Genomic DNA, 26,161 nt, shown 5'->3' on the forward strand with positions numbered 1-26,161 from the left:
CAAACGGTGTTTTGCCCTTTTAAGATTTCAGGAGTGAGCGCTGAAAAATGTCATCCTGTACGTAAATGCCGTCAAGGTTCACGGCATAATCGGCGGCAAAAACCAGGCCGAGCGGCGTTTCGAATTGAAGATCCGATATGACGGAGCTTCGGACACCGGCAAGTGCGGCAAGCTTCATATATGGTGAATAAGCATGATACGGGAGCCTTCCGTTTATATAGAGCACCGCGTCTTTTCGGCTTTTCAGCGCCTGTTTCACTTCTTCATACGGCTGCTTTTGCAGCACCTGCCCCTTCGTCAGGGCAATGATGACTCTTTCACGCAGCGAGCCTAAAAATAAATGGCGTTCATCCGGTTTCGTCTGCAGAGGGCCGTACATCCCCTGCTGTAAATAAAGGTCAACCGTTTTGTCGCTCATCGGCCTGTCCCTCCTCAGCTTGTTTTACAATTATCGCCCCGGACGGGACGCGGTAAACCGCTTCGTTACATTTCAGCCACCCAATGGGAGATCTTGCCGGCGAGCTCTCCGGCGGGTTCTTCTTCAATCAGCTTGCTGAATGATTGTAAAAGCCGCTGCGCCAGCGCCTTTTTCTCTTCCTCATAGGAAATGATCGTGCTCCACTCAAGTTCCGGAACGGCTACAAGGGTATGCTGTTCTTTTTTATTTTCATGCAGATATACATCACCGATCATTCCGGACTGCACGGTAATATTCGCTTTTCTGATTTTCATAAAAAATTCCCCTTTTATAAAGACTGATTCTATTATACTACAAAAAAGCGACAGCCTCCTAAAAGGAGGCTGTCACGCGTTAAACCAATCAGGTTCGTCAAACACATCGATGTCTTCAAAGCGCGTTTTGCTGAATTTATTAGTGACTTTGACAAAATCTCCGGAATGAAACGCCCCTGCCCCCGCGCCTGAGTGGTCAACGGCTTTGGGAGAAATGGCAAACACGTCACCGAAGCTCGCCGCAGCGTCTCCGGCTAAACTCATAATATAAATCGGTCCCACAATTGCAGGCATACCCACACCTCCGCTTTTCTTTACAGCATTTTATGCGCTGCATCGGGAGTTGTGCCCGTTTTTATTTCGGCTTGCGGCTGTCTTCGAGCTTTGACCGCTGACGAAGTTTGATAAGCCGGACGATATTTAAGACGAAAGCTTTTAAAACCGCGTAAACCGGCACGGCCAGAATCATTGCGAGAATGCCGCCGAAACTGCCCGCTCCGATAAGCAGAAGAATAATGGTGAGCGGGTGGGTATTGAGCCGTTTCCCGATGACAAGCGGAGAAAGCAGGTTCCCGTCAAGCTGCTGGACGACAACGACAACAATAACGGCAAACAGCGCCTTAGCCGGCGAATCCATAAACGCGATAATCACCGCGGGCGCCGCCCCGAGAAACGGCCCCAGGTACGGAATGATATTGGTGACGGCGATCACCATCCCGAGAATTAACGCATACTGCAGGCCGATGATCCAATATCCGATAAAGCATGCCGTTCCGACAAAGAGACAAATCAGCAGCTGTCCTTGGAAATAGGCGGCCAATGTGACATATAAGTCATTAAATATTTTGCGACCTTCCGCCCGGTAGGAAGTAGGCAGGATTTTAACCGCCAAGAGCGGAAACCGCCGGCCGTCCTTCAGCATATAAAACAAAATGAACGGAACGGTGATCACGACAAGCGTGATATTCGTAACGACGCCGAACACGGCCGACAGGCTTGCCGTAATATTTTGCGGAAGGCTTTGTAAAAATCCCGTCAGAGACTGCTGGATTTTTTCTATCGACACATAATCCTGCGTCATCATCCACGTAAACCATTTGGAATGGGATAATTGCGCCGTCAAGACTTGAATCTGATGAATGTAATCAGGGAAATTGTTAATCAGCCCCGTGACCTGGGAAGCCACAATCGGTCCGATGGCGGTGAACATAAAGGCAATCAGGCCGATGAAAACGAGATAAATGAGCAGGATCGCCAATGTCCGGGGGATTTTTTTCTCAAGCAGGCGCACGATCGGATTAAAAATGAAAAACAAAATGCCCGAGATCAAAATCGGAAAAAACAGAGTGGTGATAAAACCGAAAAACGGCTGAAAAATAAACGAGACTTTCGTTGATACGTAAATAATGAGCAAAACGAGCAAAATTTGCAGCGTCCAAAAATGGACCTTTGATTTCAACAAGCGGTTTCCTCCTATTGTCATGTGAACTTGTACTGTGATTGTACCAAAAAAAGCCGCCGTGCATCTATGTATCTCAAAAAAGAAGACGCACCGGGGTTCTATAGGGCCGCCTCCGGTTTGCGCCTTATTCGTGCTGTTACACGCGTTCGGTATAATCAGGCATGACGGAAACCACATGGCGGTTTCTGATATAAAATACACGGTCATGCGTTTCTTCAATGGCGATGTGATCCGGAGTGGCATCAATCAGCCGTCCTCTGACAATGCGTCTGACGGTTTGAATGATAAACCTTGAGCCGATAAGCTTATGGATGGTCTGATAAACGTAAGGATCCACTAACGAGACGATTTGCGGGCTTCCTTGATGGGCCATTTTCGCTGATCCCCTTTACTATGTTTTCCTTCAGCATATGCAGCGGACAAAGGCTTTGACACAGTACGTCTATCGGAGCGGAAAAGGTGTTAGTGAGCATGCGGAGTTATGTAAGCGGAAAAGGCCGCATGAGTGGCCTAGACTGAGCTTCTTAAGGGATATTGGGCTTGGTCAATTAACTGATCAAGCTTTTGGATTTGTTTGAGCGCGGCCGTGTGATCCATTTGGCGGTAATGGTGATGTCCGCCGGGTTCTTCATCGAGTTCATCCGCTTGTTTCACGATTTGCTGGAGCGTATTCTTGTCCAGTTCGCCTTCAGGCAGATAGGAATCGGTGTGAAGCAGAATCGCCAGCGCAATGTCCTTCGCCGCTTTCGGTTCTTCACCGAGCCGGATGAGCAGCTTATGCGCCCGTTCCGCGCCTTTAATGGCATGGATATCGTTTCTTCTGTACTTTTCATAATCCCATTTGCCGTCTGTGTACCATTCATAATGGCCGACGTCATGCAGTAAAGCCGCTTTCGCCGCAAGATCCGGGCTGACACCTGCTTTTACGGCAAGACGGTATGCATGAAACGCGCAGGCGATCGCATGGGCGACACCGGAACGCTGTAAATACTTTTGTGCGATTGGATGGGTGAAGACATCCATTAACGTTACATTTCTCATGGAAACCCCTCCTTAATATATTTTTAGAATCCTAACATAAATCGAGAAGAAACTCAATTCATCTGATACATTTCTTATACCCCTTATACGTTGTTTCATTCATCATATGCCGCCGGACCCCGAAGTGATTGTACAAACAAAAAAGAGCAGCGTAAAAGCTGCTCTACAAAAATTCTTTGATATCGTATATCCGTCCGTTTTCCGGCTCGCCCGCGATCAGTGAGTGAATGACGCCGGCGATGTATTCCGGGCTTCTGAGGTTTTTCGTTTCTTTCAGATTGCGGAACCGCTCGATGTCATGAAAATCTTCTTTTGACGAAGAGCGGATGACAGCCTGCATGTCTGTATCCATCACTCCCGGCGAGAATGAGATCATGCGGACCGGCAGCTCTTCATCCTCCTGTTCAAACCCGAATGTTCTCGTAAACATATCAAGCCCCGCTTTTGAGCTGCAATACGCGCTCCAGCCTTTATAAGGATTTTTCGCTGCACCCGATGTGATGTTGACAATTGTTTTGCTGCCGCTGAACGCTTCGAAACGCTTTGTGAACATTTGGCTGAGCAAAACGGGCGCCGTCAGATTAAGGGTGTAATGGCGGTTTAATTCTTCGGCGGAAGCCTCTTTCGCCCGCTTGATCGGTTCCACCATTCCGGCATTGTTGATCAGTGTGACGGCGGAGTACCCCTTCTCCTCTGCTTGATCAAGAATCGCCTTCATCTGCCGCCCGGTATCTGCCAGGTCGGTTAGATCAACACTGTATTCTGTCAGTCCCTCGCGCTTTTCCCCGCTTATCGTTCTTGAAAGCGCGGCGACTTCGGCTCCTTCTTTAAGCGCCTGTTCCGTAAGCGCCCGGCCCAAGCCTTTTGACGCGCCTGTTATAAGAAAAAACTGCATGAAACTCCTCCTTTTTTTCTTATTTTACGGGCTGTCTTCCCGCAAACACAAGCGATTCGTTTACCGCTTTGCCTTTTCCTGCGCCGTGACTTTCGGGATCAGATAGATCATCGCCGCAATCCCGAGGAGGATCAAGACGGCATATATGACAGGCAGCAGATAAGAAGTCTTTTTCTCTTCCGTTTCCATATCTGCCGAGGTATGCCGCACCGCCGGCTCGGCAAAGGTGATACCCAGTTTTTTCGATTGCGCTTTGATCGTATTCGGCTCCGTGTCTGACGATGTAAACAAATTTGATATCAGTTTGTCATCCGGGTTTTCGGCCGGCTGATCAAACGTGATATCCTTCTGTTCTTTCGGAAGCGCCGTTTTTTCCTCGGAGTAGGCATCGTCGTGCAGGTAATCCGTACGAATTTCAATGTCTTTCTTTTCATATTCATTCGGCTTGACATCAGTATTTTCCTCATTCGCGGCTGCGGCTTGGGGAAGGAAAAGGAAAAAGGAGAGAGCAAACAGCAGCAATCCTTTTTCCATGAACGTGTTACGCCTCATAAGACTGATCACTTTCCTCCGTTTTTTCCGCAAACAGCCGAATGACGAGCGGAAGCGCCGCCGCAATCAGCGTAATGATCGCAAGAACCGTTACCCCCATCGCAAACAGATGACCCGTTCCGTATTGAATATCGATATAGACTTTCGAAACCGGACTGTCAAAGGTGAAGTTCGGCATAATCAGGTCGATCAAAGGCGCCACATAAAAGAGAATGAGCGCGGACGATGCAATCCATCCGGTGATTGAGCTGAAGACAAAGGCTGCCCGGATAAAAGCTGAACTCGCCGCAAGCAAGAGAATCGTAAAGACTGACCATTTAATTGTCTGATCGTCCGGAAGCGAGTAGATATTCAGACCGAACAGACTGATCATCAATCCGACCATAATGTTTAAAATCCCAAAGAGCGCGCCTTTGACAAGAAGCGGCGCCTGCTGATAATACGAGCTGAAATAGCCGATCAGAAGACTGCTGATCAGGACGATCACCAAAATGACGACCGGCGGAACATTCTGAACCCGGTCTTCCGGCACCTCTCCGCTGATTTTAAGCGGGTTGGCGAGATAATCGTAAACGTAGCCGTTTTCCTGTCCGTCAACGAGCGCGTTCCCTAAAATGCCGTACACGTCATTTCTGATCAATTTCGTGGAATCGACGTTTTTGCCCCAGTTGCTGTTTAAGGTGTCCGCTTTTTGCTGGACGTCATTTACGCTTTGCTGCATATTGTCGGTATAGCTGATGATGCCGGACTGGCGTTCTGACAGATGGCCCATCGTGTCAGACATTTGCAGGACTTCGCGGCCGACGGTATCCTGAGCGCCGAGCGCCATCGTTCCGGTTAATCCGTCTCCGCTGAACGCGGCCGCTTCCTGCACAGCGCCTTCAGCCAGCTGATCGGATGCTTTCGCCGCGCTGTCTGAAATGCTGGCGAGCTCATCGAGCACTCCGGCTTGTTCATCTCTGATATAGGTACTGTAGTTATCCGAGAATTCGGTCATGCCTTTAATGAAATTGCTGATGTCTTCATCTGTCTGCATTTTGTTGTTTTTCAGGTTTTCCCAGCTTGCCGTTTCCACCGGTTTGATGGCGAGAACGGTTTGAACTTCGCCTTGCTGGGCTTTCAGCACCCTGTTTTTCACATCAGGCAGCGGGCCCGCGTCAAGAGAGTGATAAAGTGTCGCCTCATACAGGGATAAATCATTATAGTAACTCATTAAATCGGATATTTCTTTTGTATTGATGTCAGCGGCAAATATCTGTTCAAGAGCAGATTTGCGGCCGCCATCCAATGGCGGGTAGTTCAGAATGTTCTGTTCTGTTTTTACAATCATTCTGTAAATGGTATTGAAGTCTTGTTTTCTCTTTTCTACTGTTTTTTCAAGATCTTCCTGTAATTTCTCCGCCCGTTTTTCAACTTTGGCAATCTGCTTTTTAAGGCTTTGGATTTCTTCATCAAGAGCATCGAGACGTTTTTTCAGTTCTTCATTATGAGTCTGCTGTTTCTCTTCCAGATCTTTTTCAATTTGCTGAATGCGCTCTGCGGCTTGGTTCAGCCTTTCTTTCGCCTCAGATATGTCCGTGCCGCCGTCCCCTTCAGAATCGTTCGGATCGTCCGCCGGCTCATCAGCAGGCGGAGTGACGTTTTTAGCGGCAGTGGCGGTCTGGACGGTTTTTGGCTCCTGATCGCTTGTGTTATCGGAAGCAGGCTGCTCTTCTTTTGTACCGTCTTCCGTTTTTCCGTCTTCTCCGGGATTCGTTCCGTTATTCGGATCGGTATCGCCGGAGTTTTCACCGTCATCGCCTTGGCCCGGTTTTTCAGGGGCCGGATTTTCTTTTTGCGGTTCTTTTAATCCGTCAGAAATGTGATTGATTTCAGCGGAGATGCGCTTTAATTCGTCACGCTGATCGTCAAGGTCAATTTTCAGATCGCCGGGTTTTTCTTCTTCCGGTTTTTCTTCTTCTTTCGGTTCATCCGAGCCGTCATCCCCCGGGTCCTTTTCCGGAACGGTTAATGCCTGCCGATCCCTTTTCATAAGGGTTTGGATACTGTTCAGTGTTTCAAATCTTGCTTGAGCTTTATATTGAGTCAAAAAATTGTTCAGTAAATTGGATTGAATATCTGCCATCCCGTGTTCCTGCTCAGGAACCTGCGCTTCTCTCACCTGTTGGGCGGCAAGAAGAGCCGATCCTGTCTGGTCAAGCTGTGTCTGCGCCCGGTTTATGTCTGAAGACAGCCCGCTCATCATCGTGCTGAACTGGTTGGCGGCCTGCTGTGCTTTAATGGCATTCAGTCCGGTTGTGATTTGCTTTTGATTTTGTTCCTGCGCAGCCATCAGCAGTTTTTTCTGATTTTCTTGATATTGTTTATAGCGCTCGACCGTGTCGGCAAAGTCTTTGAGGGTGGTTTTGGCTTCATCTGCCGAGGTCAATTTTTCTTTTGCCGCCCCCTGCGCTTCATTCATTGATTTTTTCAGTTCGTCAATCAGGTCTTTTTGCCGCTTGATTTCACCTGCCAAGTCATTGGAGCTCGGCTTGTAAAAGTTGTACATGACGTTTTGAAACTCTGATTCTTTATTGACGATCTTGTCAAAATCCCCTCGGACATTGTTCACTTTTTGCGAAACGAAATTCCAATATAATGCCGACATTTTTTTATTCATTGATTTTTGGGCGTCTTCTAGCTCACGCTGCACCTTTTCTTTGTTGACGGCGTTCAGGTTGCTTTGAATATTGAATGTCAGCGTGGCTTTTTGCGGACGCTCCTTGTCATAGCTTAAGATATCTTTTGAAAAATCGGATGGAATGTAAACGACGGCGTCATACTTCTTAGCCGCCAGACCGTTTTCAGCCGCGCTCCTGTTGACAACCGTCCATGAATAATCCGGACGGCCGCCGAGAGCGGCCGCTACTTCTTTGCCGAAATGGACGGATTCCTCTTCCTCATTTTCATCTGTTTGTAAGCCCATGTCTTCATTCACGACTGCGATTTGGCGGGTGGCGTTGATTTTTTGTTTTCCCGGATCATCGCCGATAAACCGGAAAAACAGCACCGGCAGCAGCAGAATGATGACGACCGCGGCTATTAATTTGATCAGGCTTTTTCGTTGTTCAGTCATCTGACGGCCTCCCTTTCCGCTGAACATAAAGGTATTTGGATTTTTTGCTCCTTCCCGTTTTCAACCAAATAGCCGAAGCCCGGCTGAATGTCCGGTTCCTGCCTTTGGTAAGGCAGCGGAATGACATTTTGTTCGGATTTTTTCACAAGCAGCATCGCGTGGCGGATCTGTTTCATTTCCGTCGTTAAGGAATCATAGCCTTTTGAGAATTCGCTGTGATTGCCCGCCGGGATAAAACTGAAGCCCACATGCGCGTAAGATTTCATAAACATCGCCAGTTTGTCCTGAATGGCGGTGTCGATCGTCTGCTGGAATCTTGTAATACCGTCGGCCATTAACACGACCGGAGAGAAACTGAGTTTGTGCACATCGCCATTTTTGACGGCCTGCGCATACTGAGCTTCGCGCTCCGTGAAAATGGCTTCTGCCGTTTCGATCCACTGCTGGACGTCTTCTTTTGTATCCAGATAGCTGACCTTTGTTTCCTGCGCATACTGCGACAGTCCGCGGTCAATCGAGTCAAACAGCCCGAGCCATTCCGTACCTTCACGCAGCAGGTGATTCAGCATCACTTTCAGAATGTTTGTTTTTCCACGCTGTGTCTGGCCCAAAATAAGACAATGCTTATTTTTGCCCAGATCAAAGTACACAGGGCTGACCTTTTCCTCATGAAGCCCGACAGGAATGCGGAACGGTTCTTGATCCGGGCCGAGACGGAGTGAAAATTCGCCGGCCGTCAGCCTATCCGGAAGCATCGGAATCGGGTCTGGGCCGGCTGTTCCGGCGTGGCGCTCAGCTAAAGCTTTGACATCATCTTTCAGCGACTGGAACATCTCGAGGTCATTTTCCGCTTCAGCCGGAAGAAACATTTGCGCGAAATACAGTTCTTCTTTTTGGATCATGACGCGGCCCGGGATCGGTTCGAGACTGAACGGCGGACGCCCGTAAATGGAGTACCCTTCTGACTGATCCATTAAATAATGGACGACTTTCGTTTTTATGTTGTTTAACAGCGACTGGCGGACGGCGTTTACCCTCGTTGCGGTCAGCAGGAAGTAAATGCCTAAGCTTTGCCCGTCGCGTGAAATCTGGATAAATTCCGTTTCTAATTCATGCATTTCATCTTTTACGATGTCGAAATTGTCAATTGTGATAAATATAAACGGCAGCTCTTCTTCACTGAGCGAATTGTACATTTTGATATGGCTGACTTCTTTTTCTCTGAACAGCCGTTTCCGCCGCTCGATTTCTTCCTTGATGCGGATCATGAATTTTTCGATCTTTCTCATTTGATCCATTAAGAAATAGTCTGCGGTGTGCGGAAGCTTTGCCAATGGCAAAAGCGTGCCGTTTCCGAAATCAAAGATGTACATATGAAGCTCTTCCGGCGTGTATCCTTCCGCGAAGTTCATCAGGAAGGTGATGGCAGCCACTGACTTGCCGTAGCCGGATGAGCCGAAAATGCCGATGTTGCCGTCATCCATCATCGTATAAGCGAGAGGCGCCTGTCTTTGCTGATCAGGCTCATCCACGCAGGCGATGAAGAAGCGGTCTTTTTCCTGCGCTGGGTAAAGCGTGCGCGGGATACGTTCGGCAAGCGGCGGAAGCCACGGGCTCGGCAGCTTTTCAATGCCCATTTCATTTTGAATCCGCTCGATTTCTTCGACTACGGCTTCTATTTCTGCCGGGGCGTCTTTTTTCGCCGCATCATCCGCGTCCACCTCAGACAGCGGAATTAAGCCGGTGTCGGTAACGATGGCAATGTCATCCTCGGTGCCGTATACATCTTCCATGTAAGGCGCGCCGCTCCAGGCAGACTGGAACTGCTCATACACTTCGTTATTTCCGACTTGCAAGTAGCCGCGTCCGGTGACCGTAATATTCGCCGCATCACTGTTTTTCAGGATTTCTTTACTGTCACTTGCATCCTGCACTTTCAGCGCGACCTTAAAGCGTGAGTTGCTCCATATTTGGTCGTCAATGATGCCGCCCGGCTTTTGCGTGGCGAGAATTAAATGCACACCTAGGCTCCGTCCGATGCGGGCCGCGCTGACAAGCTCCCTGATAAAGTCAGGCTCTTCGCTTTTCAGCTCGGCGAATTCATCTGAAATCAAAAACAGGTGCGGCATCGGAATATCCGTTTCTCCCTGTTTATACAGCTTTGTATAGTCATTGATGTGATTGACGCGATATTGATCAAACAGACGCTGCCGTTTTTTCAGCTCGCTTTTAATGGATGCAAGCGCCCTGATACTGAAGTTTCTGCTTCCTTCAATATTCGTGATGGTCCCGAGAAGGTGCGGCATCTTGCGGAACGGCTGCGCCATTCCTCCGCCCTTATAGTCAATCAGCAAAAACGCCGCTTCATGCGGGTGGAAATGAACGGCCAATGACAGGATGTACGTTTGCAGAAATTCACTTTTCCCGGAGCCGGTCGTTCCCGCCAGCAATCCGTGCGGCCCGTGCGCTTTTTCATGCAGGTTTAAATAGACGATGTCGTCTTTTCCTTTATAGCCGATCGGAACAGCCAGCGATTTTGCAGACTCACTTGTCTCCCACTTCTGCCTGATGCCGATTTCTTTTACTTCCTTCGCATGAAACAGCTCCAGAAATGAGACCGTTTCAGGAATGGAATTCGTCATTCCGACCTGATGGTGCAATGTCCGAAGCGTCCGGGAAAACCGCTCGTTGTTTGTCCGTTCGTGCCTGTCCAGCTTAAACGGGATCTGCACCGCTTTTTTCTGCTGAATGAGAATGTCTCCCTCATCTTCATTAATGTAGCGGACGAGGGTGTGAATGTTTTCCGCCAGGCTTTCCTTCGTTTCAGCGGCGATGATTGCCGAGATGCCGAGATGCTCATGCCGGCCTTCGATGTATTCTAAAATGACGTGCTCTGCGATCAGCTGCTGATTTGTGATGACAAAGACAAAATGCGGCTGGAAGATCTTTTTTTCTTTATCTTCTTCCAAATCCCGCTCCCGCAGCAGCTCGTAAATGGACGATAACAATTGATCGCGGGTCTGTTCATTGTAAATAAATCCTTTCGCATACATATGAGGCAGCTGAAATTGCGGCAGCCACTTCATCCATTCCCATTCCTTATATTCGTCCTCATGAAAGATAAAGACAAATCGCAGGTCATGGTAGCTGTTGAAGAACGCGAGCTGGCCGATCAGCTGGTGAATTTCATTTTTGACGATCTGAGGTTTCCCGACAAGCCCCATCGGCCCTTCTTGTAAATCAACGGTCACGGGCGCATGACGGATATCTTTATACACACGCTGCATGTGCTGCGACTGCTCCATCAAGTCATCCACATCACGGTTCGCAAGGTCTCCGCCGCTCATTGAAATCTCGTAGCTTGCCGGGACCGTGCCCGTTCCAAGCCGAAGCATCAGAAAATCCCTGCTTTCCAGCGATTTCTCCCAAATGCGGCCGCTGATTTCAGAGGTTAAATATTTCATTTTTTCAAACGGGGGAAAATGATGCGTCAGCACTTGCAGCTGTTTTTCCGACAGCGCCTGAAGTTCTTTCCGTTTGTTTTCTAAATACTGCTTGTACACACGCTCCCGCTTCTCCTCCCGTTTTTTCCGCTGGTTTTTTTCACGGAAATACTGCACGGTGGAGGTAATGAGAGTCATCATAAACATCGCCAAAGAGACTAGGATGAATATGCCCCTCGGCTGTATAATGGCGACAACCCCCATTACAATCAGCATGACCAAAGGAGGCAGAATGACGAGCCACAGCCCCCGGTTATTCTGTTCGCTTTCCTGCGAGGGAAAGCTGAATGAAACGCGGTCTTCTGGAAGATCGTAGACCATGCGCGGCGTTCTTCGGTATTGCGGGTATTTCTTTTTCATTTCGGTGCTTGGTTTTACCGTTTTGGTTAAACCGGTTTGAAGCTTTTCGTGATGAACGACTTCTAAAAGGTCGTCCTCCGTCAGCCTCACACGCAGAAAATTCCACAGCAGCTCATCTCCCGTCCGGAGCCTTTCGGGAGCTTCTGCAAGCTTTCCGTTCACATAAACGTCTTGGCCATCAGGGACGACAGACCAGCATCTTCCCGACTTTCGCAGATAAAAAGCCCCTGTTTGAGCGGAGGACGGCTCTTTGTATATATCCGCTTCCTCTGTTTCCGATGAGAAAACGATCTCATCCTTCCCGCCGATAAAATAAACGGAGGATTCTTCTTTGTCAGGAGTGAGCAGAAGCCGCATCGTCTCTTCTTCAATCCGGCAGGGCATTTCATTTCCTATTGTCAATTCGCCGGCACAGTTATTTCCCAGGAAAACATCATAACGATCTGTTTCTTTTCGATAAAGGGTTGCGGCGTTTTGCCGTAACGGAAGTGTGCCGACCGTGATAGTATCTTTCATATCCGGACCGATCGTAATCGGCTGAGACGGCGGGAGTTCAGACAGCTGAATCTTTTGTACGTGCTCTCGGTAAAAGACCCATAACAGACTCATATGGCGAACCTCCTGACAGCCTGATCGTTACCTGCGGCCATTTGATGTGTGCTGTTATTTTTTTTCATCTTTTTTCTCATCTTTCTTGTCGTTCTCTTTGTTATCTTTCGCTTTGTCTTGTTTGCTTTCATCCTGTCCGGCGGAAGCTTCGGCGGTGTCACCGTTTTCCTCCGCTTCTTTATGCTGCTCCTCCGCCTCTTTTTTCGCCTTCGCAAGCTCGCTTTCCACGGCATCCAGTTCTTTCTGCTTTTCGTCGTCTTTCATACTGTCATCCGCTAATAATTGCTGTTTATATTTTGTAAGTCCGAGCCAGATGTACGGGTTGTACTCAAGATTGCGGCCGATTTTGATGGCTTCTTCATTTTCCCCTCTGCCGATATCAATCCAATAAAGAAAATGCTTCGGGTCTGATTGCAGCGTGACCAGATTCCCGATGTTTTTCCGCTGCTCTTCCCTCAGATTTTCAACTGCCACATAAGAGGAAGCAAGCTCGTACTGCACAGATTCCGGGAGGCTTTCCGCATCGTATTTGGCGAGTGTGTCAATGACTTTGCTGTACTGCTGATTTAAAAAATAGCGGTTGCTTTCCGTAATTGCCTCTTGCTTTGGCTGGGCGAAAAACAGAACGTATAAGGAGTAAAGAAGTGTCGGCACAAGGAGGACGGCAAGCGCCAGACCGGCGTATCTTTGGATTTTCCATTTCTTTTTCGGCAGTTTTATGTATGTCTTGTCCCTTTCTTCGAGGGAATCAATTGCGGTTTGAATGGTTTCTTCCAGTTCTTCAATCGTCTCCGCCTCTAGCACGCTTTTCACCTCAGAAGAGAAGTGAAGCGTCTCCTTGTACTTCAAATATTCATCGAAGGTGTACGCCCCGTCAGCTGCAAGCGCCGCACAGGCTTTGAGCTCTTTTAACACCCTTTCTCTATCTTCCTCATAAGGCGGAAGGCTCTCCTTTACGCCGTAATGAAGAAAGTAAGGCGTCAGCGCTTTATCAAACACGATATTTTCAGGGGCGGCAATCAGATTGAGACGTTTCAGCTTATGCTGTTTTACGGCTTGGACGAGACGGTAAGCAAATTGCCACCTGCTTTTTTTATCTTTTCCTTTTATATAGCCGAAAGCCTGATAAGAAGAAGGAGGTTTGATTGTGATGGTTACTTCGTCTTCTGAAACTGAAACCTCTTTTTGAAAAAAAGGATCAGCATCTTTAATCACGTTTGCTTCCAGCCCGTCAAGAAGCTTGATTTTTTCCCGCTGGAAGGTGAACGTGAAGCCTGATTCGGTTTCTTCCCGGACGGCGTCTAATTCTGTTTCTAAATAAGATCTGTTATGACCTGTCATTCCACCATGTCCTTTCATAAAATTTCAAGGCGGTCTCCGTTCGTAATGCCGCAGTCAGATAGCTTTTGTTCTCCGGAAAAAACCGCTTCTTTATTGACCACTCTGATCCAATAGCCTTCACGCGGCGGAACAGATACATGCTGAGCCTGCCGGGCAATATCGATGACTTTTTTCACAGAATGGTAATCTGACAATCTGAGATCGAAGACGCTGCCGTTATAATGTGTTAAATCTATTGTAATATCGATATACATATTCATATCACCCTTACATAGAAAGAGCGCCGTCTTCTTGATTGAATCAGGCGCTCCGTTTCTTCATTCATCTTATTATCCGCGAATTTGGTTAGCGATATCTTGGTCAGTAGACTCAAGCGTATTTGCCGTTTGATCGAGCTGATGATTCACATCTTGAAGCAATTCAGACATTTTAATAAATGAAGGTTTCAGCTGCTCATATTGATCTGCAAATGCTTCACTTGAAGCACCTTCCCACATGCCTTTCAAATCAGAAATCATGCGGTTCAGGCGGTCAACCTGATTCATGACTTCCTGACTTTCAACGCCATATTGCTTAGCCATCGCTCTTAGCTCTTCGGGTGTGACACGAATTAATCCAGACATATTCCTTATACCCTCCTGTGTCATCAGCCTAAATATGGGCTAATTCACTTATTTTTTGAACGTCATTATTATAAAAACAACCATTCGGCACAGTCAAACAAATCTGTTTTAATTTTACAAAATGAGTCTTATGATATATTGGATTTTTCGTTACATTTACACATTTTGTAAATGTAATAGTATGATTTTCTTATTATTTTCGTTTTCATCGAATGATCTTATTGTCCTAGTCTGTTTCCCTGCAAAGATGCCTTTCAGTCTGAAAAGCAAGATGGTAAGATCAAGATATGAAGCTATGAAAAAGTAGGGATACAGATGACCAATCCAAAGGATCCATTTAAGTACAGTTTCGACAGGCTTGAAGATGTTGCCGACCATATCAGTGAAGTTCTTCAATGCCCCATTACAATAGAAGACGTTAATCATAAACTGCTTGCATACAGCACGCACAGCGATTGTACAGATCCGGCCCGGACGTCGACGATTATCGGGCGGAGGGTGCCGGAAAAAGTCATCAACAAACTCTGGAAAGACGGAACCATTCCGGCCCTTTTAAAAACGGACCAGCCGATCAAAGTGAAAGAAATTGACGAGGTGGGCCTGAGCAACCGCGTGGCGATTTCCATCTGGAAAAACAGTCAGGTTCTCGGATTTATTTGGGCGCTTGAGATCAAAAAAAAGCTCAATGACGAAGATCTGAAGACACTTCAGCTGGCAGCCAAAGCGGTGCGGAACAAGCTTTTGCACCTGCAGATCCGCAAAACGAAAATCGAAGAGCGGGGCCAGGAGTTTTTTTGGAAAATGCTGACCGGCCATATTTATCAGGAAGCCGAAATGGCCGAAGGGTTTCATAAGCTCGGAATGGCGCTGCCGTCCGTGTTCAGCGTCATGATCATCCGTTTACATGATGAGCTGACTGAAAAGACGGAACAGCAGCTGCAATATTTGCAGGAAACGACACAGCAGATTCATGTCATGCTGGCGACTGTCGATTCAAATGAATTAATCTTATTAGCCGCGCCGAAAACCGATCAGCCTTTTAAAGATGTAAAGCACTTCGCCCTTCATATTCAAAAACAGCTGAAGGAACGATATAAAATTGAGGATGCGTCGATTGCGGTCGGCGGTATTTACGAATCGATTTCTTATGTTTACCGCTCCTATCAGGAAGCGCTTTCCGTATTAAAAGCGAAAGAGCGGTTTGTGAGAGAAACCAAACACCTTTTCAGCTTTTCGGAACTCGGCATTTATCAGTACCTGGATGTGTTGGATGAAAAACGCAAGCACAGCGGCTATATGAACTATTCCCTGTCAAAGCTTGAGCAGTATGACAGGGAGCACCAAGCCGATATGGTAAAAACGCTCGAACATTTTATTGATGCCGACAGCAATGTCAACACCGCCGCTAAAGCGCTTAACATCCATGTCAATACATTGAATTACAGGCTGAAAAGAATCAGCCAGATCGCAGAAATCGACTTAAAAAATGTGAATGAAAAGTTTACGATTTACCTTGATATCAAACTTCGCAGCATGGGTTCGTGAAATTTCACAAATCCGTGTTTTTTTATTTTCTGTTTCAAACAAAGAATTTTCGCAAAAATCGCGCTACACTTGAAGCATCACACAAACATTGGGGGAAACAGACATGATTATCGGGGTTCCAAAGGAAATCAAAAACAATGAAAATCGAGTGGCATTAACACCTGGAGGCGTTTCACAGCTTATCGGAAACGGCCATCGGGTTCTTGTGGAATCCGGAGCGGGACTCGGAAGCGGCTTTACAAATGAAGATTATGTATCAGCAGGGGCGGAAATTCTGGAGGACAGAAAGCAAGTATGGGATGCGGAAATGGTCATGAAGGTAAAAGAACCGCTGGCTGAAGAGTATGCGTATTTCCGTCAAGGTCTGGTCTTATTCACTTACCTTCATTTAGCTGCAGAGCCGGAATTAGCTAAAGCGCTTACAAAAAAAGGCGTGACAGCTATCGCGTACGAAACGGTAACGGACGGACGTTCCCTTCCGCTGCTTACGCCGATGTCCGAAGTGGCCGGCAGAATGGCCGCGCAAATCGGGGCTCAGTTTCTTGAAAAACCAAAGGGCGGAAAAGGAATTTTATTAGCCGGCGTACCGGGTGTATCCCGCGGAAAAGTCACGATCATCGGAGGGGGCGGCGTCGGAACAAATGCCGCGAAAATGGCTGTCGGACTCGGTGCCGATGTGACAATGATCGATTTGAACGCAGACCGCCTGCGTCAGCTTGATGATATTTTCGGGCATCAGATTAAAACCTTGATGTCAAACCCTGTAAATATTGCAGATTCCGTCGCGGAAGCGGATCTTCTGATCTGCGCCGTGCTCATCCCGGGAGCCAAAGCGCCGACTCTCGTTACGGAAGAGATGGTTAAACAAATGAAACCGGGTTCCGTCATTGTTGATGTTGCCATCGATCAGGGCGGCATTGTGGAAACCGTTGATCATATTACAACCCACGATAATCCGACTTACGAAAAACACGGCGTCGTTCACTACGCTGTCGCCAATATGCCGGGCGCCGTACCGCGTACGTCTACGCTCGCATTAACGAATGTAACCGTTCCTTACGCGCTTCAAATCGCCAATAAAGGCGCGGCACAAGCCATTGCAGACAGCCCTGCGCTTAAAGCGGGCTTAAATACGGCTAACGGACATGTCACGTATGAAGCGGTAGCCAAAGACTTAGGCTATGACTACGTGCCTGCTGAAAAAGCAATGCAAGGTTCGGCTGCAAAAGCTTAATAGATATGAAGAGGACAGCCTGATCAGCGGGCTGTCCTTTTTTTCTTTCTCATAAAAGGAAAAACGGCCCCCTGTCTCGAATATCAATTCATATCCCGAAAGAAAAAGGAGGATTCATATGGCTGTTCAGCACTATGGTGTATTAAAAGGCACTGTGTCAGATATGAAAAGGGAAACAGATGATGATTCTCCGCATTTTCAAGTCGAGGTGCTAGGCGAGCCTGATACGCGCTATCGCTGTGCGATCAATGTCATGTCAAGTTCAAAAGAATCAGAGGTTCTGTATGAGGCACGAGATCATTTTGATGCAAGCGCGATCACCCTGCTGCCCAACATTCCGTATGGATATACCCCAATTGATGAAACCAGCCGTGAGCTGGCGCTGGATTATGTCCGCGGCGGATTGTTTGATCCCCGGAACATGGTGCCCCTCCCGCATGAAGTCACCGGTCCGGATAATGACTTAAATGACTTTATTGAGACGTACATGCAAAAAGCCAAATCAGAAAAAGCCACCGTCTATATTTACGGCTCTAAATTCGGGCCGGAGCCGGGCGCTGATAAGATTTTCGGGTTCAAGCCGACAAACGGCATGCATAATATTCATATGAATCAGGGAAACCCAATTGATACACGCTGGAAGAAGGATAACGGAACGTGGCACGACGGCGGTATTTTAATCCAGTTTGCAGACCAGTGGGCCGCGGTCTTTTTGGCTTTTCTGTCTCAGTCATGGTGCACGAATGAAGAAGGCCACCCTTATACATTTTGTGATCATACACAGCTTAACGGCTGATGTCCGCATAAAAAGCCTGCCGAAATAACGGCAGGCTTTTCTTATTACATTTTAGCGGCTTCGGCCTGTTTCAAGCTTTCCGGCCTCATATCACGCCAGTTTGTTTCAATATATTCGAGACAAACGGGGCGGGTTTCATTCGTGAGGCGGGTTTCCCAGCCGTCCGGCACATCCAGATAGGCCGGCCACAGTGAGTACTGGCCTTCAGCATTGACGAGCACATGGTATGAGCCGTCTTCCCGTTCAAATGGATTTGTCATATCATCTCTTTCCTTTCTTTACCGGACTGTACGCCGTCCGTTTAATTTCTCTGCCAGAATCGCGCCAATGTCGGCAAGCGGGCCCGGCTGGCACATATCTTTATGGCGGCAGTCTAAGTCATACCGCTCAATTTTCCCCGTAATATACGGTTTCCAAGTATCCGGCTCAATCGGGTCAAACCACTCCGGAATAATCGTTGATCTGAAGAACAGCATATCTCCGTGGAACGGTTTCGGCTTGTATGTTCCTAACAGCCCGACAGAATTAATGTACGTGTCTTTCAGATTCATCATCACTGACTCGTCCAGGCTGGCTAATGCGCTTCCCTCACGGCGGAGAATGGTCAGCGCGGTGTCAAAATCAAGCGGCTGATCCCCGAGGCTGTCCGGGTCGTACCCTCCCAGGGCAAGCAGCGCGATGACGGCTTCCTCGTCATCAGGCGCATTTTTTATCGGCAGAAAATGATTCGGATACGCGTCAAGCATCACCAATAGCGAAACCTCTTCACCCCGGCTCTGTAATTGTGTCGCCATGGCCTGAATGACATTCCCTCCGAGAGACCAGCCAAGCAGACGGTACGGCCCTTTCGGCTGCACGGTGCGGATTTTTTCAATATAATCCGCCGCCATGTCATCTAGGCTTTGCGGAAGCGGTTCTTTTTTTCCGATGCCTCTCGCCTGTAAGCCGTATATCGGATAATCAGCCTCTAAAGAAGACATCAGCCCGGCATAACACCAGCTGAGACCGCCGGCCGGATGGACACAGAACAACGGTGTTTCTTTTCCTGCCGTTCTGAGCGGAAGAAGAACATCAAGCGCGCTTGCGCCCGTTCCTGACTCAAGTCTTTCAGCAAGGCTTGCCACCGTAGGAGCTTCAAATAATGTTCCGATACTCAGCTCGGCTCCCATCGCTTCCCGAATACGGCTCATTAAATGAACCGCAAGCAAAGAATGGCCGCCTAAATCAAAGAATCTGTCATCAATACCGACACGCGGCAGATGAAGCACCTCTGCGAACAGCTCACACAGCATTTCTTCCTGCGGCGTTCTCGGTCCCCGGCCGGTGACCTCCGTTTGGAAGTCAGGCGCAGGGAGCGCTTTTCGGTCAAGCTTTCCATTCGGTGTCAGCGGCAGTTCATTCATTTGGACAAAAGCTGACGGAATCATGTAATCCGGCAGGCTTTCTTCGGCAAACCGACGCATGTCCCCCGTGTCCAAGGTGCTGCCGGCAGATCGGACAAGGTAGGCGGCCAGCCGTTTATCTCCCGGCCGGTCTTCACGGACGACTACGGCGGCATCCTCAACATCCGGATGTTTGACGAGAACCGCTTCGATTTCTCCCAATTCAATCCGGAAGCCGCGGATTTTAATCTGGTGGTCCGCCCTGCCCATATAATCAAGAGAACCGTCCGTCCGCAGACGGGCTAAATCCCCCGTCCGGTACATTCTCGTTCCCGGCGGGCCGTACGGATCAGCCACAAAGCGTTCGGCGGTCAGGCTTTGCCGCCCTAAGTAGCCGCGTGCCACGCCTCCTCCGGCCACATACATTTCGCCCGTGATGCCCGGGGGCACAGGCTCCAGCCGGTCATCAAGCACATATACGTTCAGATCAGGAATGCCGCAGCCGATGAGGCTGTTTGCTCTCAGTTCGGCAATGTTTTTGTCTAATTCAAGGTAACTGACGTGCACCGTCGTTTCCGTAATGCCGTACATATTCACGAGCACCGGCTGATTGTCTGCGTGGCGGCTGTACCAATCCTCAAGCCGGCTCAGCTCAAGCGCCTCGCCGCCGAAGATGATATATCTGAGTGCGAGCTGACGCCCCAGCTCTTTGTGTTCTTTTTCCGCATGCATCAGCTGGTAAAACGCTGACGGCGTTTGGTTAAGCACGGTTATCCGCTCTTTCACGAGGAGATGTAAAAACGCTTCCGGCGATCTGCTGATGTCATGCGGCACGACGACGAGACGTCCGCCGTGAAGCAGCGGCCCCCACATTTCCCAGACAGAGAAATCGAAAGCGTAGGAGTGAAACATCGTCCATACATCATCAGAATGAAAGTGATACCAATGCCGCGTCGACTCAAACAGCCGGATAACATTGCTGTGCGGAATGATGACACCTTTCGGCACACCTGTTGATCCCGACGTGTAAATGACGTAGGCCGGGTGAAGCGGTGACAGCGGCCGAATCCGGTCAGCATCCGCAGGGTTCGTGACGGCATATTGCCGAAGTGTTTCCTTGTTCTGCGGGTCATCCAAAATGAAGGCCGGCATGCCGCTTTCGTTAGAGAGCTGACTTGCGCCTTCACGGTTGGTGAGCATAAATACAGGCTTGGCATCATGTAACATAAAAGCAATGCGGTCCGCGGGATAATCAGGATCAAGCGGCAGATACGCTGCCCCCGTCTTCAGGACGGCTAACAGCCCGACAATCATATCTAAAGAACGCGGCAGCGCCAGTGCGACAAACTGCTCCGGGCCGACGCCGCGGGCAATCATCATGTGCGCGAGCTGATTGGCTCTTTCATTCAGCTCTTTATAAGTGAGTCCGCTCTCTTCAAAAACTGCCGCCGTTTCAACCGATTTTGCGGCGGCCTGTATTTCAAACAGTTCAGGCAGTGTCTGCCGAGGCTGAATATGCTGTTGTGCACGTTTAACCGGCAAAAGCTTCCGGCGCTCTTCATCAGAAAGAATGGTTAAGCTTCCGATCGGTTTATCCGGATGTGATGCGGCATCTTCGAGCAGAAGAAGCAGGCGTCCGGCAAGTGCTTCAGCCGTTTCTTTTCTAAATAAGTCCGTACTGAACTCCAGCAGGCCTTCAATACCGGCAGGCGTGCCGTCGTCATGGCGCTGTTCAGCCAATTCCAGCGTCAAATCAAATTTGGACGATCCGACACTGCTGATTTGCAGGCTTGTTTCCATATCAGGAAGACTGAGTACAGGGTCAGGCGTATTTTGGAATGCGAGCATCACTTGGAACAGCGGATGTCTTGACCGGGAACGAACCGGATTCAATTCTTCCACGAGACGTTCAAACGGCACGTCCTGATGTTCATATGCTGCGAGATTCATTTCCCTGACCCTTTTAAGAAGCTCACAAAAGCTCGGATCGCCAGAGGTATCGGTTCTCAGTACGAGTGTATTAATGAACATACCCACAAGGTCTCCTAATGCGTCATCACTGCGGCCGGCTATCGGACTGCCGATCGGAATATCGGTCCCTGCACCGAGCCGGGTCAGTAACGCGGAAAGCCCTGATTGAAGCACCATAAACAGGCTTACGCGCTGATTTCTGGCAAGTGAGAGAAGACGGGCATGAAGCTCTTGGCCGATGTTGACCGGAATGACGCCGCCCCTGTAGCTTGATTCAGCGGGACGCGGAAAATCAGACGGCAGCTCCAGCTGATCCGGTACATTTTCAAGCGTTTTCTTCCAGAAATCCAGCTGGCGCGCAATTAAGCTCTCAGAATCAGACGCGCTGCCTAAAAGCTGCTGCTGCCAAAGCGCATAATCCGCATATTGAACCGCCAGCGGCGCCCATTCTGCTTTTTCACCTGTTTGCCGGGCGATATAGGCTATGGATAAGTCACGCATGAGCGGATTCAAGGACCAGCCGTCACCTGCGATGTGATGCAGGAGAACCATCAGCGTATACTCGCCGTCACCATGATCAAACAGCTCAGCCCGGACGGCCGGCTCTTTAGCGAGATCAAACCGATATCGTGCCGCAGCGGCAAGCATGTCTTGGAGCTCGTTTTTGTCTGCACGTGTCACTGTAAACACAGGGCGGGCTTCTTCAGCAGATAAAATGAGCTGATGAGATGATCCCTTATTTTCCGGAAAAACGGTGCGCAGGCTTTCATGACGGCTGACAACATCGTAAAAGGCGTGTTTCAGCGCTGATTGGTCAAGCTTGCCTGACATGCGGACAATCACCGGAATGTTGTAAGTCGGGCTTGGCCCTTCAAGACAGTAGAGAAACCATAGACGCAGCTGCGCAAATGACAGCGGGATGTGCTCCGGCCGGTCAAACGGCTTGAGCTTAGGCCGCGCACTCTTTGCGGTGTCAAGCTGTGCGGCGAGCCCGGCAACGGTCGGCGTATCAAACAGACGGCCGATGCCAAGCTCTGCGCCCATCGTCTCCCGGACCCGGCTCATCAGGCGTCCGGCTAAGAGCGAATGTCCGCCCAATTCAAAGAACCCGTCATCAATTCCGACCCGCGCGAGACCGAGAACCTCGGCAAACAGATCGCATAATATTTCTTCCTGCGGCGTCCGCGGCCCTCTGTCAGACAGGACAGCGGAAAAATCAGGTGCAGGCAGAGCGCTGCGATCGAGCTTCTTATTCGGTGTCAGCGGCAATTCTTCCAGCTGTACAAACGCGCCCGGCACCATATAATCCGGCAGGCTTTCGCCCATATATTCACGAAGTCTGCCGATATCAAGGGGCTGATCCGCGACAGCGTAAGCCGCCAGCCGCTTATCTCCGGGCTGGTCTTCACGGACAATAACGGCGGCCTGCGAAATACCCGGATATTTCGACAGCACTGACTCAATTTCTCCTAATTCTATCCGGAACCCGCGGATTTTAATTTGGTGATCGGCTCTGCTGATATAATCAAGCGAGCCGTCCTCACGCCAGCGCACGAGATCTCCCGTCCGGTACATCCTCGCGCCCGCGGGCCCGTACGGATCGGCAATGAATCTTTCAGCTGTTAAATCAGGACGGTTATAATAACCTCTGGCAAGCCCCTCGCCCGCTATATAAAGCTCGCCCGCGATTCCCGGCGGGACGGGCTGCAATGCGGCGTCCAGCACATATACCCGCGTGTTCCAAATCGGCTTTCCGATCGGAGGCGCCCCTGTATGGCCTTTTGCAAGCGGCTGTGCGGCCGACCAGATTGTTGTTTCAGTCGGCCCGTACAGATTCGTCACCGTACAGCCTGATTCAAGCAAAGCATGCATAAGCGCGTTCGGAAGCGCCTCACCTCCGACAAGCACCTGCAGCGCCCGGAGAGAATCCGGTTCATTGGTGACTAATGAATGCCACAATGTCGGCGTTGCCTGCATGATTGAAATACCGTATGAGTGAATCATGTGCGCAAGCGCCCGCGGTTCCTGAATCGTCTCTTTACGTGCGATGACGCACCCCGCCCCGCTGATGAGCGGAAGGAAGAGCTCAAGTCCGGAAATATCAAACGCCGCAGTCGTAACGGCAAGCAGGCGGTCTTGTTCGCCGAGCGGGAACATTTCCCGCATGGATAAGAGGAAATTGCTTACGCTTTTTAATGTGACGACTACGCCTTTCGGTTTGCCCGTTGAGCCCGATGTATAAATGATATAAGCGGGGTGCAAAGGCGAACATTCCGCCTGAGCGGGACAGTCAGCATTTTGAGCGGCAACGGTTTTTACCGTATCCGGGTCATCGAGAATGATCCTTTTTGCATCACTGTCTTCCGGCATGCGGCCGGATAATTCCATCGTTGTAATCAGGCATGCAGGCTGTGCATCTTTGAGCATGTATGTGATCCGCTCAGAAGGAAAATCAGGATCAAGCGGCAGGTATGCGGCTCCCGTTTTCAAAACGGCCAGCATGCTCACGGCCAACTCCTGTGACCGCGGAAGCAGCAAAGCGGCAAATTGTTCCGGTCCGAGCCCCTTTTCTTTTAGCATGCCGGCAAGCTGGTTCGCGCGCTTGTTCAATTCGGCATAGCTGAGCTCTTCGTTTTCGGTGATGATTGCCGGCCGGTCCGGTGTTTTTACGGCCTGTTCGTAAAACAGCTCCGGCAGACTTTTCTGCTTCTCGGCCTTGCGCGTGTCATTCCAGCTTTCCAGTACGCAGAGACGTTCACTTTCAAGCAGAAGGTTGAGTGTGCCGATTTTTTGTGTCTGGTCTTTCACAGCTGATTCCAACAGAAGCAGGAATCGTTTTTGATGGTTTTCAATATCTTCGGCGCTGTACACTTCCGGATTCGCATCAAAGTCCACACGCATTCCGCTTCCGTCCGCTCTGTCGTAAACGTTAATTGACAAATCATCAACAGGCCCTGCTGACAAATTATGGACGGTGCCCCGCGCTCCGGCGAAATCAAGCGCGTAGTCAAACGGCATCACATTGACTTGCGGGCCGAACAGCCTGCGATTGTCTCCGAGCAATTTAAGGTCGCGGCGCATGTCTTCATGGCGGTATTTCTGATGGCGCCGGATGTTTCGGATTTCTTTTGCCACTTGGCTGACGGCCTCATGAAAATTCATATCCGGGCGGAGAGAAAGCCGTAAAGGCAGCAGATTCATGACCATACTCGGAATATTCAGTGAAATTGAGCCGATCCGCCCCATCATCGGTAAACCGAGCACGATATCCCCTGCGTTTGTCATCCGATGGACATATACCGCCGCTGCGGCCGTGACGGCTTCATGCCAGTTCGGAATCGCTTTTACATGCTGTAAAGCCGTTTCAGAAAGATAAGCCGTGCTTCTCCGAAAACGTGTTGACGTTCGCGGCGCTCTTTCTGCCAAACTGACGACATCAGGTTCATCCGCAAATTTCTCCATCCAAAATTCCCGATCTTTCAGGAATTGATCAGACGCGCGGTACTCTTGATCTTCTTTTACCAGATCCTCCAAAGAACCGAAGGAGCGCCCGTTATCCGGACGTCCTTCCCGTATTGCGGTGTACATTTGCGCCGTACGCCGTGCCAGCAGTGAAAAACCGTAGCCGTCTATCGCTATGTGGTGAATGCGCTGATACCAGAAAAAGCGTTCCGGTCCCGCCTGAAATAAAATGTCGCGGAACAAAGGCCCGGCCGCCATATCAACGGGCTCAGCCAAATCTGTCTGCATGAGTCTGAGTGCGGCCTGCTTCGGATCAGCTTCTGAACTCACATCTATGACATCGATCGCAGCCTCAAATGGAGGATTGATGATCTGCTTCGGCCCGTCTGCTCCCTCCTCGAAGCGGGCGTGTAATGACGCGGCTTCCGTCAGCACGCGTTCGAGAGCGGTTTTAAATATGTTCACATCGATCGCGCCGTTTATCTCAACGTACTCGCCTGTATTGTAAATCGGATTATCAGGATCAAGCTGCTGCGCAAACCAGATACCGGCCTGTGCGCCTGTCAGAGGCAGCTGTTGTGTATCATGCATTCTATTCTCTCCCTTTATAAATAATCTGCGTTCGGCAAGACTTTTTGAGATCGGGAAGAAAGAAGTCTCCACCACTCTTCCAGCGTCGGGTTCTCCGCCAGTTCCACAAACGTCACTTCAGCTCCGTCACGGCGCCATTGTTCGACAAGGCTCATGATTCTGACGGAGTCAAGACCTCTGTCCAGCAGGTCTTCATGATCCGGAATATCAGACGGTGATTCTTGAAGAATCGCCGCAATTTGTTCCCGCACCCGGTCTTTTGTCAATACGGCGGAAACCTTCTCTTCTCCTCCAGAAACCGGCGCGCCGCCCAGCAGCTCCAGCACTTCGTTTGTCAAAGCTGTGTAAGCGCAGCGCTGAGACGCATATTCGATGGCCATCTTATGTTTTTCTGAAGAAAAATCAGCAACGGCGTCTCCGATAAAGAAGCTTTGGATATCATCCATAAATGCTTCACAGGCTGTGATGAGACAGCCGATGTGTGCATAAATTCCCGTAATCATGAGCTGGTCTCTGCCGCTTTCACGCATGATCTCAAGGAGATTCGTCCGTTTAAACGCGCTGTATCTCCACTTTGTGAGGACAATGTCCTGATCATCCGGGGCAAGCTCCGGAATGACCTTTTCTTCATAAGGCCCGCTTTTTAGCCCCGGCCCCCAAAAATCTGTCAGCAGCGCACGGTCCGCCGGGTCTTGGCTGCCCGGCTGCGCGGTATACACCACCGGAATGCCAAGTGCTTTGCATTGCTCTTTTATTTTTTTGATATTCTGAGACGCCTCTGTGATCGGAGCTTCACCTTTCGCAAAAGCATCGACGAAATAATTCTGCATGTCATGGATCAGAAGCACCGCGCGTTTCGGATTCAGCGTCCACGATACTTTATTTTCAGGCATATCTGATGCTGTCGGCAGCGCATATGCGGAAATAGACGGTATAGCCAATGTAAA

The 26,161-nt window shown here is 49.5% G+C and carries 19 protein-coding genes; 3 read left to right on the top strand and 16 right to left on the bottom strand.

Annotated features, from left to right (window positions below):
• Nucleotides 1–19: 19 nt before the first annotated feature.
• The 13 genes from JNUCC21_RS16660 to JNUCC21_RS16720 all read right to left on the bottom strand — a co-directional run bounded on the left by JNUCC21_RS16660 (nt 20) and on the right by JNUCC21_RS16720 (nt 14,233).
• Entirely contained in the window at nt 20–418 is a 399-nt protein-coding gene (locus JNUCC21_RS16660) for a YueI family protein (protein WP_003152031.1), read from the bottom strand.
• Between the two features lie 65 nt (nt 419–483).
• Nucleotides 484–732: a YueH family protein gene (locus JNUCC21_RS16665; protein WP_003152028.1), complete on the bottom strand. Its 249-nt coding sequence runs from the start codon at nt 730–732 to the stop codon at nt 484–486.
• A gap of 72 nt (nt 733–804) precedes the next feature.
• The gene (locus JNUCC21_RS16670) at nt 805–1,026 is read right to left on the bottom strand and encodes a spore germination protein (protein WP_007408682.1); all 222 of its coding nucleotides are present in this window, start codon (nt 1,024–1,026) and stop codon (nt 805–807) included.
• Between the two features lie 61 nt (nt 1,027–1,087).
• Nucleotides 1,088–2,194 carry an AI-2E family transporter gene (locus JNUCC21_RS16675; RefSeq protein WP_015418110.1) on the bottom strand — a complete coding sequence of 369 codons (1,107 nt, stop codon included), beginning with the start codon at nt 2,192–2,194 and terminating at the stop codon, nt 1,088–1,090.
• 136 nt (nt 2,195–2,330) lie between these two features.
• A complete protein-coding gene (locus JNUCC21_RS16680; protein ID WP_003152023.1) occupies nt 2,331–2,567 on the bottom strand; it encodes a DUF2642 domain-containing protein in 237 nt (78 codons plus the stop codon).
• A 137-nt stretch (nt 2,568–2,704) separates the two neighbouring features.
• Complete coding sequence (locus JNUCC21_RS16685) at nt 2,705–3,235, bottom strand: HD domain-containing protein (RefSeq protein WP_007408684.1); 531 nt, start codon at nt 3,233–3,235, stop codon at nt 2,705–2,707.
• 163 nt (nt 3,236–3,398) lie between these two features.
• The gene (locus JNUCC21_RS16690; protein WP_369878341.1) at nt 3,399–4,130 is read right to left on the bottom strand and encodes a (S)-benzoin forming benzil reductase; all 732 of its coding nucleotides are present in this window, start codon (nt 4,128–4,130) and stop codon (nt 3,399–3,401) included.
• Nucleotides 4,131–4,190: 60 nt separating this feature from the next.
• Entirely contained in the window at nt 4,191–4,664 is a 474-nt protein-coding gene (gene essA / locus JNUCC21_RS16695) for a type VII secretion protein EssA (RefSeq protein ID WP_045208754.1), read from the bottom strand.
• A gap of 7 nt (nt 4,665–4,671) precedes the next feature.
• Nucleotides 4,672–7,797, bottom strand: coding sequence for a type VII secretion protein EsaA (esaA, locus tag JNUCC21_RS16700; protein WP_369878342.1), 3,126 nt, complete (start codon nt 7,795–7,797; stop codon nt 4,672–4,674).
• On the bottom strand, nt 7,794–12,269 hold the full coding sequence (gene essC, locus JNUCC21_RS16705) for a type VII secretion protein EssC (protein WP_369878344.1): 4,476 nt from the start codon (nt 12,267–12,269) through the stop codon (nt 7,794–7,796). Before essC ends, esaA begins: the two co-directional genes overlap by 4 nt.
• Nucleotides 12,270–12,323: 54 nt before the next feature.
• On the bottom strand, nt 12,324–13,610 hold the full coding sequence (gene essB / locus JNUCC21_RS16710; protein ID WP_369878345.1) for a type VII secretion protein EssB: 1,287 nt from the start codon (nt 13,608–13,610) through the stop codon (nt 12,324–12,326).
• A gap of 14 nt (nt 13,611–13,624) precedes the next feature.
• Complete coding sequence (locus tag JNUCC21_RS16715; protein ID WP_007408690.1) at nt 13,625–13,864, bottom strand: EsaB/YukD family protein; 240 nt, start codon at nt 13,862–13,864, stop codon at nt 13,625–13,627.
• A 75-nt stretch (nt 13,865–13,939) separates the two neighbouring features.
• Nucleotides 13,940–14,233 (bottom strand): WXG100 family type VII secretion target, encoded by a 294-nt coding sequence (locus tag JNUCC21_RS16720; RefSeq protein WP_003152013.1) that lies wholly within the window; start codon nt 14,231–14,233, stop codon nt 13,940–13,942.
• Between the two features lie 315 nt (nt 14,234–14,548).
• On the opposite strand from JNUCC21_RS16720, the gene JNUCC21_RS16725 reads away from it, so the two are divergent.
• The 3 genes from JNUCC21_RS16725 to JNUCC21_RS16735 all read left to right on the top strand — a co-directional run bounded on the left by JNUCC21_RS16725 (nt 14,549) and on the right by JNUCC21_RS16735 (nt 17,808).
• Entirely contained in the window at nt 14,549–15,778 is a 1,230-nt protein-coding gene (locus JNUCC21_RS16725) for a CdaR family transcriptional regulator (protein WP_007408691.1), read from the top strand.
• 103 nt (nt 15,779–15,881) lie between these two features.
• A complete protein-coding gene (gene ald, locus JNUCC21_RS16730; protein ID WP_007408692.1) occupies nt 15,882–17,012 on the top strand; it encodes an alanine dehydrogenase in 1,131 nt (376 codons plus the stop codon).
• Between the two features lie 118 nt (nt 17,013–17,130).
• The gene (locus tag JNUCC21_RS16735) at nt 17,131–17,808 is read left to right on the top strand and encodes a YukJ family protein (RefSeq protein ID WP_150941372.1); all 678 of its coding nucleotides are present in this window, start codon (nt 17,131–17,133) and stop codon (nt 17,806–17,808) included.
• Between the two features lie 44 nt (nt 17,809–17,852).
• Here the strand turns inward: JNUCC21_RS16735 and JNUCC21_RS16740 are convergent, their stop codons facing one another.
• The 3 genes from JNUCC21_RS16740 to JNUCC21_RS16750 are packed head-to-tail and all read right to left on the bottom strand — an operon-like array spanning nt 17,853 to nt 26,155.
• On the bottom strand, nt 17,853–18,068 hold the full coding sequence (locus JNUCC21_RS16740) for an MbtH family protein (protein ID WP_007408694.1): 216 nt from the start codon (nt 18,066–18,068) through the stop codon (nt 17,853–17,855).
• A gap of 18 nt (nt 18,069–18,086) precedes the next feature.
• On the bottom strand, nt 18,087–25,214 hold the full coding sequence (locus JNUCC21_RS16745; RefSeq protein ID WP_369878346.1) for an amino acid adenylation domain-containing protein: 7,128 nt from the start codon (nt 25,212–25,214) through the stop codon (nt 18,087–18,089).
• A 14-nt stretch (nt 25,215–25,228) separates the two neighbouring features.
• Complete coding sequence (locus JNUCC21_RS16750; RefSeq protein WP_025285198.1) at nt 25,229–26,155, bottom strand: isochorismatase; 927 nt, start codon at nt 26,153–26,155, stop codon at nt 25,229–25,231.
• Between the last annotated feature and the right edge of the window lie 6 nt (nt 26,156–26,161).

Source organism: Bacillus sp. JNUCC-21 (genome assembly GCF_041222765.1).
GTDB classification, from domain to species: domain Bacteria; phylum Bacillota; class Bacilli; order Bacillales; family Bacillaceae; genus Bacillus; species Bacillus velezensis.

Bases quoted from the DNA above. Each gene is read 5' to 3' on its own strand.
- JNUCC21_RS16685 (WP_007408684.1), bottom strand. From the start codon at position 3,235: ATGAGAAATGTAACGTTAATGGATGTCTTCACCCATCCAATCGCACAA.
- essC (WP_369878344.1), bottom strand. From the start codon at position 12,269: ATGAGTCTGTTATGGGTCTTTTACCGAGAGCACGTACAAAAGATTCAG.
- JNUCC21_RS16670 (WP_007408682.1), bottom strand. From the start codon at position 1,026: ATGCCTGCAATTGTGGGACCGATTTATATTATGAGTTTAGCCGGAGAC.
- JNUCC21_RS16725 (WP_007408691.1), top strand. From the start codon at position 14,549: ATGACCAATCCAAAGGATCCATTTAAGTACAGTTTCGACAGGCTTGAA.
- JNUCC21_RS16660 (WP_003152031.1), bottom strand. From the start codon at position 418: ATGAGCGACAAAACGGTTGACCTTTATTTACAGCAGGGGATGTACGGC.
- JNUCC21_RS16740 (WP_007408694.1), bottom strand. From the start codon at position 18,068: ATGACAAATCCATTTGAACGGGAAGACGGCTCATACCATGTGCTCGTC.
- JNUCC21_RS16715 (WP_007408690.1), bottom strand. From the start codon at position 13,864: ATGTATATCGATATTACAATAGATTTAACACATTATAACGGCAGCGTC.
- essB (WP_369878345.1), bottom strand. From the start codon at position 13,610: ATGACAGGTCATAACAGATCTTATTTAGAAACAGAATTAGACGCCGTC.
- JNUCC21_RS16690 (WP_369878341.1), bottom strand. From the start codon at position 4,130: ATGCAGTTTTTTCTTATAACAGGCGCGTCAAAAGGCTTGGGCCGGGCG.
- JNUCC21_RS16735 (WP_150941372.1), top strand. From the start codon at position 17,131: ATGGCTGTTCAGCACTATGGTGTATTAAAAGGCACTGTGTCAGATATG.
- esaA (WP_369878342.1), bottom strand. From the start codon at position 7,797: ATGACTGAACAACGAAAAAGCCTGATCAAATTAATAGCCGCGGTCGTC.
- ald (WP_007408692.1), top strand. From the start codon at position 15,882: ATGATTATCGGGGTTCCAAAGGAAATCAAAAACAATGAAAATCGAGTG.
- JNUCC21_RS16665 (WP_003152028.1), bottom strand. From the start codon at position 732: ATGAAAATCAGAAAAGCGAATATTACCGTGCAGTCCGGAATGATCGGT.
- JNUCC21_RS16680 (WP_003152023.1), bottom strand. From the start codon at position 2,567: ATGGCCCATCAAGGAAGCCCGCAAATCGTCTCGTTAGTGGATCCTTAC.
- essA (WP_045208754.1), bottom strand. From the start codon at position 4,664: ATGGAAAAAGGATTGCTGCTGTTTGCTCTCTCCTTTTTCCTTTTCCTT.
- JNUCC21_RS16720 (WP_003152013.1), bottom strand. From the start codon at position 14,233: ATGTCTGGATTAATTCGTGTCACACCCGAAGAGCTAAGAGCGATGGCT.
- JNUCC21_RS16745 (WP_369878346.1), bottom strand. From the start codon at position 25,214: ATGCATGATACACAACAGCTGCCTCTGACAGGCGCACAGGCCGGTATC.